Here is a 13066-nt window from a genome sequence, read left to right on the forward strand (position 1 = left end):
TCCGCGACAAACACACCCCCGAGACGGGCGAGAAGGCACGGAGCGCCAGACGGGGGAACCAGACCCCAACACCAGAAGAAAAGAACTCGCACGCAACCCCAAAGAGCCGGGCCATCGCAACGATCGACACCCCAACGCCGGCCGGCAGAGCCCCCACCCAGACGGCCACAACAGAAAAAGTCATGACCGCTCCCCACGGCAGAAAGAAAGAAGAACCCGCAGACAGGGACGACGCACCAAACCGCGACGAACACCATGTGCGGGACCCACACGGCCCAGACAGGGCACGCAGGCACAAGGAAGCCCGCGCCGCCACGGCAAAGCACGGGACAGCGACAGCCATAACAGTCCGACCCCGCCCAGCCGACACAAACCCCAGCAGAAAAGACGGCAGCAAACTTGGAAACGGCAAAGCCACAAACATAACCCACACAGGCGAGCGGAAACCCAAACGCACGGTGGCGGACGCGACCACACCCAGCCCGCACCAGCCCCATAAAAACCCGGATGCCCGAAAACCGCCGCCACCACATCAGCAGACCCTACACCATCAGGAAAAACGTAGCGCCGGAGCCCAGAACCAACCGCCAGCCGTCGAGGACGAAGCCCACCACACCGGCGGGAGCAGCCTGCCCCACCGCAACATAACGCAAAAAACAAAAAAACCCAAACCGCCCGTAAAACAAAAACGCGCCGTACGCCTCGACAAAATCACCCCGGGCAGCCCTCCCCCACCCAACCGCCGACCACACCGGCAGCAACCAGCCCGGCAGACGCGACAAAACCAGCCCGCCGCCGGGATACCCCAACACAACCCAGCGCCACAGCGCGAACGGCAGCGGCGCCAAAGCCGCGAGCCAAAACGGCGGGCAGTCGAGCAGCGCCAGCAGCAAAAACACCCTCAGGCCCCACGACGGGCGCCCCAGGGCCCTCAACTGCGCCACCAGGGACGGCTGCAGCCACCCCGAACCCATCGTCAGCACCCCGCCCCGCGCAAACAGGCGCAGGGCCAACCACCACCTCAAAGCCCCAAAGATGATCCCACTCATCACCGGCAGGCGCACCGGCCCGAAAAACACAAACAACAACGCCCACAACAAAGCCACCCACCCCAAGACCGACCACAGGCTGCAGCAAAAACACAGCCAAAACCCATTTTCAACGAAAAAGCACGCAAACTCCGGGACAAAACCACACACACCCCCAAAATACAACGCCCCACGCCCACAATCCCGATAAGAAAAAAACAAGCGGTAGAACACAATGTAAAACTGGACGAAACACGGGCGGCAGGAAACCATCGGACACGAAATGTCCAAAAAACAGGCGGAGTACCAGAAGTAGACGACCCACCATGCACCCACCACGGCCATCTCACCGGCGGCCCAGGCCATAGCGCAGGGCATCCCGACACAGACCACCGCCAGAGTGAACAGCACGCGGAACAGCAGCCAGGCGCACAAAGGCAGCGCACGCAAGCTCAACCAAGCGAGCCACACCGCCAGATTGCCCACCGCCACCTCCCCCAGCCGCTCCCAAACACCCGCAGCCGGCGCCAGGAACCCGCACACCAACCCGACCAACCCCACAAAGACCGCCGCACAAGCGATCGGGCCGACCAAAGAACCGGGCATCGCGGGCACGGGCACGCTCGCCAAAAAATGCCCGGACAGAAACAAGAACAAAAACGCCCGAACGCCGCCAGCAAAGAACCAGCCCAGCCCCCACAGCCACCCGGACAACCCACCCAGCGCGAGCCTGCGGCAACCGCAAGACACGCAAGGCGCGCCAAAATCCACCCGTGAGCCGCACCAGGAATACAACCGCAGCAACGAGCCCAGAAAGCGGGCCATAAGCCCACTAAAAGCCCACCGCCCAGCCAATGACATCACCAGTAAAGCCCCCAACACTCAGCCAAGCGAGCCAGCGCTACCAAAAAGAAGAACTCCCCCAAAAGAACCCACCCGCCAACGCCCCCACGAGTGCAGCGGGCGTACGGACGAGCCTGGCCAGAGGGCCCGCGACGCACAAGGCCCACAACCTGCAACCCGCCCACGACGGCAGAGTGCCCCCCAAAGCTGCCAAGAAGCCCAGCGGCAAGCATCGGGCACACACAAGCCGCGGCACCGCCGACCTACCCGGCGCCCTCAACAACCCCACAGGCAACGACGGAAGCCGACGAGGAAACACGCGCCGCAACGGCGCCCCCAGCAAAGATCAGATCCCAAAACGGGACCAGCTCCGCACACAGGCGCACCAGATAGGAACCAACAACGCCCCGCAAAGCGGCCAGATACACGGCGCCACGAGCGGACCGGCAACTGACGGACCGGCCATAAACACCCCAAGCCTGACACCGGGCCCAGCAAAAGTCATCCCGAAAAACCACACAAGCCGCACAACAAACAAAGCCGACGGTAACGCGGCCAACCAACAAGCCGCCGTACGCCCAGCCGGCCAGGAGGAACGAACTGGACAGACACGGCAGGACACGCCGGCCCCCAAGACCCGCGGAGGGGGCAACACCCCTCCCCACAAAGCCACAATAAAACAGCGGCACATTCACAAGGCAGCCGACCAGGCAGCCCCAGCCCCCACAAACCACCAGCGCAAAACAACCCCGAAAGAACACGCACATCCCCGCAAACCAGCCCCAGAGAGACCCCCAACCCAACATAGACGCCGCGCACACCGTCGCACGGAAGGACACCGGCCAGCCCCCGAAAAAGGAGCGGATCCACAGGAAGCACATGCCCGGGCAAAAGAACGCGATCCTGGGCCAAACCCCAGAGAGCAAACCGCACACTAAGGTCAGCCCGCAAACGGTGAACGCCCCGGCGCCGGGGCACGCATACCGCAACCACACCGCGCCGGGCCAGAAGCCCCAGCTCAACCGGAAGGACAAGCACCGGACATAGACCCCACGGACCCGACAACACGACGGGCAGTAGACCGGAGAAAAAAACAGATCCCCGCGGAAAAGCCAGAGAAAAGAACCCACCGCCCGCGCAACCGAAAGTATAAGCAGAACGAGGTCTGAGAAAGCATCCACTGTAAGAAACCCCACGAGCACAAAGAATAAATAACAAAGAAAAAAAAACAAACGCGGAGGTTCCAGACGCCGCACCACAAGAAAAAAGAGCAGGCAGCCCACAGCAGCACAGCCGACGAACACGGAAAAAACCCCAACCAGCGTAGACCCCAACCACCCGGAGAAAACCCCACACTGCAGAAGACCGCTCAATAAAAAGCCGCGAAACGAAAAAACAAGAGGCAGCAGGGAGACCCCCAGCCGCCCCCCACAAAGGGCAAACACCCACCGAACGAAACCAACCCCCAACCCCGGAAAAAGCAACAACAGCGACAAAGCACCCAGCAAGGGACACAAAGACCACAACGACCGGCAAAAGTACGACAACGAAAGCAACCACGAGCAGGCCATAAGCCCCAGAGTACCGACCAAAGAACACACAAACGCCGAGAGAAACGGCAGCCACAGCCCGAGCCCGAACGCAGACCAGCGGTCCGACAAAAGCGGCCCAAGCCGGGACGAAGGCAAACAGCACAAGCAGCCAAACAGCAGGCACACAAACAAAAACAACCATGCGGGCACACAGACCGCACCCGGACAGACAAACAACACCGGCAACACCACAAACCGCACAGCCAACACACCCAGAAAACCGCGGCACCACGAAAACGACAAAACCCCCAAAAGCCGGCAGAAAAACGACACACAGAGCAAGAGCAGCAAAGAGCCAGAAACGAACCACAACGAACGCGGGCACCACGGAAACCCCCCACAGCACAGCGAGCCCCACGAGACAGCCAACCAACAGAACGTGCACACCAGCGAAACACACACGGGAGAAAGCAAAAGCGACAAAAAAAGAGAGAACGACCGGCAAGACCGAGACGACGACGCACACAAAAACCAGCCGCCGAACAAAACAAAGAAGCGGCACCCAAGGCCAGACCCCCACACAATCAGGCAGAACCCGAAGCAAGACGACACACTCAAGGAGGAACCAAAACACCTCCGCCCGCACAGAGAAGCACCCAGAAAAAACACAAAGCAAAGAAAGCACAACAACGCCAGACACCACCAGCAGCACGGCGTACAGCACAAAGCGCACCACAACAACATACGCCCCCACCGAGCCGAGCGAGGTCGCAACTACGGCAGGAGCCAGAGAACCTTCCACCAGCCAGAAATAGTTCAGGCACCAGCCAAGCAACCGCACCAACCGCACAAACACCAACACCACAAACAGAACCAGCCAAAAAGCACTCGCGCACCAAAACCACAACCGCATGACCAAGCCCACGCTCAAGAGGCAGGAAAAAAGGAACAGGCACGCACTGCCCCCGCACCCAGGCAGCAGCAGCGACAGCCAGGCAAAAACAGGGAACAACGCGATGGTCACCAAGAACAGAAAGAACAAGCAGGGCAAAGCCACCCACACCAGGGCCACCGGCCAGAAAAAAGGCCACCTGCGCCCAAAAACCAGCGCCGCAGCCCCCGCCACCTCGCGGTTCGCCCAAGGAAGACAGCACAGACAGATCACAAGGCAAAAACACATGGTCGACAAAACGCTGAACAGCAAAACCGTGAGCAAGGCGGCCTCCGTAACACAGGCCCACGCCGACACCGAAAACAAGACAAGCAGGACAAAGACCGCCTTGACCGGGCCCAGGGAGCGGCTGAAAATCAGCGCCCAAAACCCAACAACGCAGAACACAAAGCCAACGTACGGCAAGAAAGAAACGCCACACAAGAACAGCAGAAACCTGACCTCCGGCGTCACAAACATCGCCAGACCAAGGCTGAACAACAAGGACACCAGAACCATGCCGAACGCGGACACCAGCAGATTGACAAAAACAACCCTGAAAGCCTGCACACCCAACAGGGCAACAAACTCGCCCAGGACCAGCAACGCGACCGGAGCGACACAAAACCAGTCGCAGAACGAAACCACGACAGCGAAGATCAGGGGCAACAGCGCAAACAGCCAGAACCCGACCAACACAGCGACAATGAAGCGGCACGCAACCACAATAGCGCGAACAGACCAGCTCACGCCGCGCGTGACGGCCGCCAGCACAGCCGCCGTGATCTCAGCCAGCGGACAGACCCCCCAGCTGCGCCGGCAAGAAATAACGGGCAGGAGCGCCCGCCCGACCCACATAGAAGGAAAAGCAAAACCAAAGAAAAAGAAGACAGAAAACGCAGTAGGAAGCACCCCAAGACAGCCGGCACCCGCGCCCGCACGCGGCCGAGGAAAGCCCCAACCGCCGAGATCGAAGCCACCACGACGGCATACACGGCGGTAACCACCATCACCAGCTCGGAAGCACAGTCAGAAAGAGCCAACTCGAGATACACCCCCGGAGGGGGCAAAGACCCCACACAACAAACCGCAGAAAAAAAGCCACCGATACACGACACGATACCGCTGCCCCCAGCACGGCCAACCGCGCAGAAGGCACCGACCCCACCAAAACACCGGGCACCAGCCTCAGAAGCGCACCACCGAACCAAGGCCAGACCAGCATCCCGATGCCCAGAAGAACCGCGCACGGCAAGGCCAGCCACAGCACCCAGAAGAAAACCGGCAGGGCCACCGCCCGCATGAGGAGACCAAACGATGCCAAAGCGGACCGGCGGGACACAACCGCAGGCAGACTCCCCAGGGCACCAAGGCAGGCGAAAGACAAACCACAAACACAGCGCACAAAGAGCACCCCGACCCGGCTCAAAAGCACCAAAATAACCAAAACCACAGCGCGCAGCCGCGCCGCAGGCACGGAGAACACCCCCACCCCGCCCGCAAAAAACCAGCCCGGAGCAAGCAGGCAGCAAAGCATAACCCCCGCCAACAACGCACCGCGCGCCGTCCAGCATGCCAAACACCCAGCCCCGACAACCCCAACGCTGCGACAGAGCGCCGTAGAAACCGCACGCAAAAACGACCCCCAGCACAGCACCCGCAAACCCCGCCAGCCCCACACACGCAGGGCCAGACCCCACACCGCCCCGACAGAAGACGGCCAGACGGCAGAACAAGACCAAGAACCCAGAGCGGAACAGCACAGCCAAAGAAGGACCGCCCGCACAACGCAGCTGAAAAACAACCCCGACGAACCTACCCTCGGCACGGCCCACCGGGCCACCAACAGGCCCAACAACACCGAGGAGAACCACGCGGCACTAACAGGGCACAGCCTGGAGCGACAGAACAGCCAACCCACCGCAGCCGCCAGCCACAGCGCAAACCAGAGCGGTCAGCTAAACCGCAGAGCCCACAGCAGGCACAGCGAAGCCGACGCAAAGCGGGCCCCCCACATACCCACCAACCACACCACACCAGCAACCAGAGCACTCCGCACCCCACACAGCCCAATGAAGCCCGACACCCGCGCCGACGCAACCGCGGCGATCGGCAAAGCCCGCCGTGCAAGAACCGCGGCCAGCCCCGCCACAAACGGTACCAGAGCGAGAGGCCCCGGAACCCCCGAACGCCCCCACACACAGGACCACGGCACCTCACACGCCGAGACCAGCAAAACGACGCACACCACGCAGAACGTTTCGCCGCCCAAGAACAAAACATGGCTGCAGAACACCGCCTTCACCCCCGCAGGCCGGCCCGACCCGCACATGGCCAAGACAACACACAAACGACCCAGCAAAATGGAGCGCACGCAGCCGCCCACCACGGAAAAACTGACCCCAGCACCACAAACCCGCCGCAAAAAACCGGAACCGTCGTAAGAAACACGCAACATATAGCGGCCCATACAGTCCCCCCCCCCCGCGCAGCCGTCCCGGCGGCTATTCTGCACAGCGGGGCCACTCACACGCCAAGTAAAAGAAGCAAGCCAGGCAGAAACCCCCGTCCGTCAGCGACCCCACCTTCCCGCAGGACCTGCAGGCGTACTCAAACAAGGACAGAAAGAAGCAGTCATCGACAAGCACAAAGTACGACACACACGCACCCACGCAACGCAGCAGACCCGGAAGATGGTCGAGACCCTCGGCCAACACCCCCTCACCCCCCCCACCAAAAAGCACCACAGGACCGACCAGCAGAAACGCAAGAACATCCAGAACGCAAAGGATGCACGGCACACCGCCAAAGCCCCCATCCCCCGCCACCCACACGAGAGCGAACACCTGGACAACCAGCGCGCCGACAACCAAGGCATCCGCACCGAACTGCTAAACGACAAAACCCCCAGCAAACACGCACAGACGAAAAAACCAAAACACAAAGCCAACAAAAACGCGATGCGCACGATAGCAAAAAGCAAGCACCTTCCACTCAGCAAAGCCTCGAAGCGGAAAACGAAAGGAGCCACAGCGGACAAAAATCAAGCAACCAGCACACCAAACAGACGGCACCGCACGCAAGATCACCAATCACCAAAAACCCGGGCGGACGACACCCGCCCCCAACCCCGAAAACGAAGATCCCAGCCAGCCAAAACCAGACCCGCCACCAACAAACTGAACCCGCACGCCACACACACCACAGACCACGGCCGAAGAGATCGCCACCCTGCCCAAAGCCACCCCCCCCCGCGCAGAGGCACCCGAACCCAAGCCGCAAAGCCGGAAGGCCAAACAGCAAAAAACCGCGACACCAGCAACCGCAGCCACCGAGCCGCCCGCAACCGACCCAACGCCGACGGAGACGAAGCCGGACAGCTGCACAGAAACAAGCGAGACCCCAACACCGACGGCCACACACGCGACCCCCGCAGCACAGCACAACCGGAAAAGCGCGACACCAGAGCAAAACAGGAACTGTACCTGAACGACGGACACCCCAACGGCAACACACAACGACAGAACACCCGAGCGGCGGGCCCGCGCCGCAGCAGCCGGACAGCAAACCGGCAGCACCCATGAGCACAGGACGCCCCGCTGCACCCGAGAAGCCACCAACCAAAGGCCCCGCCGCAAAGCCACACAGAAAAAAAAAACCCCGACCATGCCGCTGCCGACCCAGATATGCAATCCAACAACGAGCGCGGCGAAAACGGACCCGAAACCAACACCAGGGCAGACAGCGCCACACCACGGACGGACCACCCCCGCAAGCACGAAAAGCACAAGCAGCACCGCCAACACCCGAAACAGCAAAACCAGACCAAACAACACGGCAATGATAATACGCCCAACAGCACCAAGCAGAGGGCAACCATCCAGCACGCCCCAGCCATAGCACAAAGACCCAGACCAATAAAAAACCGGAGCAAGAGCAGGCCCAAGACCAACGAACGCATGGCAACACCGCATAAGGAGAACGCCCGACACAACGACCAAGGCACGACACAGCAGAACCCAAAAGCCCACACAATAACGCAGGACGTAACCAACATCGAGGAAAAGCAGATGAACCACAGCAGCCGCAGCACCCGGGCCAAAGCACAAACCCGCGAAGAGAACGCGATCGCCCAAGCCAAGCAGCAGAAGGGCAAGGCCCGCGACCGCACACGCCAGAGCAACCGCCACACCGCCAACCACCACCCCCGCAGCCACCTAACCGAAGACAGCACCGACACAACGCAGGACCAGCCCGCAAACACCCAGCACAACACCCGCCCCGACAAAGACCACGACAAAGACCGCCATGTCGGCAAGACCAACAGCCACAAGCGCCTACAAAACAACCTCGGCCAGGCCGACGCCCGGAGCATCCAGAGTGACACCGAAAACAAAACAACAGTAACAAGCCAAATCCAAGGCCCCCACAACCAAAAAGAAAAACGCCTCGGCCTGGCACCACACGAGGACGACGAGACGACCAGCAGCCGGCACAGAGCCCAACACAGCCCAGACGCAACGGGACACCGCGGGCCCAAAAAGGCCCCGCCACCGCAAACAACCCCGAAAAGCCCCGAAGGCCCGGTCAGCAGAAGCAGCCGCAAACCCCAGCAGCCCACAGAAGGAGGCCAGAAACGGACGGCCGAGAAAGCGCCGAAGCCTGCCATAACCACGGATACGCACTCCCAGCCTGCAGCAGGCGGAACACACAGAAGGAAAAAGACCAGGCCAAAAGCAGCAGACCGCGCCGCCCAAAGCAAAAAAAAGAAAAGAGCAATCACACAGAAAACAGCCTGAACGAAACGCGAAAACACGCCCGCCCAACCGCCAAAAAACAAAAAAAACCGCGCAGCCCAGCCACCCCCCCAGGCAGCAGCCACACCCCACCGAAAAGCCGCAGCCGCCAGAGAGACGGCCGGCGGGTCACGGAACGCCACCCCACAGACCGCCACGCTGCCCAACTGCCCCCTGCCTGCAAACCACCGCCACAAAGAGGCGCGAGAGCCACACCACAAACGACAAACAGGCCAACAAGCAAGCACGCAACGCGGACCACCCCCGCGACACGCAGGACACACCAACCGCGGCCAAAATAACGCCCCTGACGCGCAACCGCCAGGCAACGCCCGCAATCATCGGGGCCGCGGCCACGCGAAGAGCACCACGACCCAGAAACTAGACGGACACCGAAACGGAAAACTACCAGACAGATTTGACACAACGAAAGCACCACTACAAAAAAATGGGCGCCACACAGAACGGGGAACGACACAGCAAAAAGCAGCGACAGCCAACAACACCCCTGCGCCACACGACCCCGGCCACAAGAAGGCGAGCCGGCGGCCGGAAACCACCAAACCCCCAACACCCAAAAACACCACCGCCCGCAAGGAGGCCCCCAGAGGCAACAATATAGCCGCGATCATCGGCCACAGCCGCGGACACAGAACGAGCCAGCAGCAAACCAAAAGGCCACCCCGAACTAAGGAAGCCACCCAGCTCCACAAAAAACCGAGACAGGGCATCGGGAGCGAGCCACTCCCACCAGCAGAACACCTGCAAAGAAACGCAGGGCCCACACCGAACGCAAGGACTAACACACCAGCCACAACCACCGCTCTCACAACGAATGACACGGAAGAAAGGGGGGCAAAAAGCGCCAGAGCCACAGCCAACGGGACCACAGGCAGACAAGGAACCGACAGCAACAAGAAGCAAAACAGCAACCAACCCCGCAAGAACCAACAGCCCGACCCAATCACCCAGATAGCCAACCGAGCCGCAGCACAAAACCGGAAAGGCGACGAACGCCAGACCGCGCCCCGGCAGAAAGCCATAACAGACACACGAAACAAGACCGAGCTGCCACGAAAAAAACAACAGCAAGTCACCAAAAACGCCGAACGCGACAAGCCGGACAACCCCGACCCGGACCGACAACGCACACGCGCCCCGACGGCAAAGCCCCAGGCCGGGAAGAACCGCACCACACATACACCACCACTCACCCACCTCGCCTAGCGCAAAAGAAACCACAACCCCGGGCAGCGGCCCGCCCACAACACCGAGATCCGCGACACGCCACACAGACCGCTGCAAAAAAGAACCCGGCCCATGAAAGACCGGACCCCCGACGAAACCACCGCACTGAAAACAACCGCCGGCAGCCCGCAGGGACAAGCGCGAGACAAAAACCCCCCCAGCCAGGCCGCGAAACTCAGCAGCGACAACAAACGAACCCCGCCGACGCCCCAACGCAACGCCCAAGTCTGCCGGAGGCGCAACCGCCACGAGCCCAGGCGCAACTAGACGCCAAAGGCCACACAGAACCAACCGCCAGCCGCCACAAACTGACAAAAGGCAGAGGAACAGCCCAAACAAGTGCAGCAGACCGCACACAACAACGACGCCGGTGTGAACGACAACCGGAAAGACCCCCCCAGCACCCAGGCAGCACAGCAGCACAAAAAAGCAACGCGCACGACGCGCAAAACACTGCAACGGCGCCGCAAAAGGACCCCAACCGCCGGGGAAGACGGCAGACCGCAGCCCAAGATCAGGAACAGCGCCCAATACATCGACAACACCAAAAAGGCAGGACCATAATACCGAAACTAAGCCCACGAAACCCAGCTGGCAGGGGCACAAACGGTACGGGAAAAACCGCGCAGCAAAAAAATGACCAACCCGCACAGCAAAAACCAGGACGCCCGCGACTTGGCCCACACCAGCCCCGCCAAACCCCACCAGGACCCGCCGCAACACCACAACGACAGCGACAGCACCAACCGGCACAACCACACCAAGGCCACAACCACTCAGCGCAAGCCCACCGACCCGGCAGAAACCGCCGCCCCCACCGCCACCCAACAAGCCGCCAACCCCAGCAAAAGCAAGAGCCACACCCCCCCCGGCACAAACACACTCCACGGCAAAGCCCCCAGCAACGCCAACACCAACAACCAAAACGACCCGCCCACCAGCAAAAACAAAAAAGAACGCACAACCATACAAAACCACCCCGCACAAGAGACATACACAAAAAAGACGCACAGCCCACAGCGGGAAAACATCTGGAAAAGACAGTCCGACTGGCACAAAAGAAACCACTTCCACCAAGACGGAACCAAACACCACCACCACCCCCACACCGAGGAGGCCCCCCCAGACCGCACCGACACCGAAACGCACGACAGCCGCAAAACGGACCCTCACCACCCCCACGCCAGCGGCACCGGCCCCCAACGGGAAAGCCACAGAGCACAACTGACACAGACCCGCCAGAACCGCCCCGAGGAGACCCAACACCCGCGCACCCAGGCCAACACACTAACGAGCGGCGAGAACCAAGCCCTGGACCGCGACACAGACGCGGTCGACCCGCGCCCCGCAGAACCCCTGAACGGCGCCCACAAAAGCGGAACCGAAAACGCGCCCACCGCCCACCCAAACCGGCGCCAACACGCACCCGACACGCCAGACCACACACGCACATACCTTACACAACACCATCCCCTCAAAAAACGAGAAAACGAGACAAAACAAAACGAAACCCACCAACATCAAGATAAGCGACACCAACGCCATGACGCCCCGGACGGACACACCCCACACCCAGGTCAGCCAGGGGAACATCAACGCCTACAAGCACGCGGACAGCGTCACCCTCGAGATCGACACGCCCGCCCACTACCTGACCACCCACAGCGAGGACACAACGCCCAACACACGCGCCCACGTCGCCAAGAGCAAGATCAACCCCAACACCAAGCTCGCCAAGCAGGCAACCACCAACAGCACCAAGAGCACGACCGACGCATCCAAAAACATCCACGCCCACATCGCCAACCCGGAGGAGACCGCCGCGCCCAGCAACCTGCCCGACAACCCCGACAACGAGCAAAGAGACACCGACTCCATCCCCAAGCCCCACGCCAACGTGCACACCCGCGGCAAGACCGCCTCAAACACCCGCAACGCAACCGACACCACGTACCACAACAACGCCCACGGCACCACCACCAACAAGAACGCGGCCAGCAACAGCGACCCCAACGCCGCAAACACGCCGGACTCCGGCCGCAACATCACCACCCACCAGCGGCCCATCACCCCGCACGCCGACATCCCGAAGGAACCCGCGGCCACCAAGCACAACGTGGAACCGCACCACCCCAGCCACGAAGCGCGGGAGCCAAAAAAGGCCGCCGCACACCAGTGCGCGCCCAGCGCACCGAACACCATCAAGAGCCGGAACCCGGCGGAGCGCACCAAGCCCGACGACCCGGCCCCCATCACCCACCGGACCCAGAACGAGACCAGCAGCAGCGAAGCGAAAAACCGGCAATAAACGCACCAACACCAAACCCCCACGACGCGCCCCGACGGGAACATGGCCATACAAAAATAAACAAAAAACAAAAAGCACCGCAGCCTGAAACCGGAAAGACAGGTGAGCAAAGTCACGGCAAACGAACCCACGGACCCCAGATACCCAACCAACCCCCCGACAAACTGCACAACACCCACGAAAGAAAAAAACCACCACAGACCCGCCAGAACGGCGGAGCCGCAGCAGACCAGCAAACGCCCAAAGAACAAATCAAAGACCGCGACACTACCAACATACCAATCCCCAACAGAGCCCGCCCACAGCCGCAGCCCATAAAAACCCATAAAGGAGAGCAGACCCCATGGGACATCCAAAAGCGGTAAACCAAAAAACATAAA

At 61.2% G+C, this 13066-nt stretch carries 6 protein-coding genes; 4 read left to right on the forward strand and 2 right to left on the reverse strand.

Annotation, left to right across the window (positions count from 1 at the left end):
- Window positions 1–542: 542 nt before the first annotated feature.
- On the reverse strand, window positions 543–1853 hold the full coding sequence (locus tag B5D32_RS00130) for a DUF2264 domain-containing protein (RefSeq protein ID WP_159446945.1): 1311 nt from the start codon (window positions 1851–1853) through the stop codon (window positions 543–545).
- Window positions 1854–2372: 519 nt separating this feature from the next.
- Entirely contained in the window at window positions 2373–5246 is a 2874-nt protein-coding gene (locus B5D32_RS14755; protein WP_143402632.1) for a sugar ABC transporter permease, read from the reverse strand.
- 317 nt (window positions 5247–5563) lie between these two features.
- Here B5D32_RS14755 and B5D32_RS14760 point away from each other — a divergent pair, with 317 nt between their 5' ends.
- From B5D32_RS14760 to B5D32_RS00180, 4 genes are all read left to right on the forward strand, one after another.
- Window positions 5564–6778, forward strand: a complete 1215-nt coding sequence (locus tag B5D32_RS14760) for a hypothetical protein (RefSeq protein WP_143402633.1) — start codon at window positions 5564–5566, stop codon at window positions 6776–6778.
- A gap of 249 nt (window positions 6779–7027) precedes the next feature.
- On the forward strand, window positions 7028–7918 hold the full coding sequence (locus B5D32_RS14765; protein ID WP_143402634.1) for a hypothetical protein: 891 nt from the start codon (window positions 7028–7030) through the stop codon (window positions 7916–7918).
- Window positions 7919–8020: 102 nt separating this feature from the next.
- Window positions 8021–9133: a putative sodium/potassium/calcium exchanger gene (locus tag B5D32_RS15140; protein ID WP_159446946.1), complete on the forward strand. Its 1113-nt coding sequence runs from the start codon at window positions 8021–8023 to the stop codon at window positions 9131–9133.
- A 2788-nt stretch (window positions 9134–11921) separates the two neighbouring features.
- Window positions 11922–12686 carry a hypothetical protein gene (locus tag B5D32_RS00180; protein ID WP_078783058.1) on the forward strand — a complete coding sequence of 255 codons (765 nt, stop codon included), beginning with the start codon at window positions 11922–11924 and terminating at the stop codon, window positions 12684–12686.
- Window positions 12687–13066 lie beyond the last annotated feature (380 nt).

The organism is Gemmiger formicilis (assembly GCF_900167555.1).
GTDB lineage: Bacteria > Bacillota > Clostridia > Oscillospirales > Ruminococcaceae > Gemmiger > Gemmiger formicilis.

Excerpts from the sequence above, each read along its gene's own strand:
- B5D32_RS00130 (WP_159446945.1), bottom strand. The coding sequence starts at position 1,853 with ATGGCCCGCTTTCTGGGCTCGTTGCTGCGGTTGTATTCCTGGTGCGGC.
- B5D32_RS14760 (WP_143402633.1), top strand. The coding sequence starts at position 5,564 with ATGCCCAGAAGAACCGCGCACGGCAAGGCCAGCCACAGCACCCAGAAG.
- B5D32_RS14765 (WP_143402634.1), top strand. The coding sequence starts at position 7,028 with ATGGTCGAGACCCTCGGCCAACACCCCCTCACCCCCCCCACCAAAAAG.
- B5D32_RS15140 (WP_159446946.1), top strand. The coding sequence starts at position 8,021 with ATGCAATCCAACAACGAGCGCGGCGAAAACGGACCCGAAACCAACACC.
- B5D32_RS00180 (WP_078783058.1), top strand. The coding sequence starts at position 11,922 with ATGACGCCCCGGACGGACACACCCCACACCCAGGTCAGCCAGGGGAAC.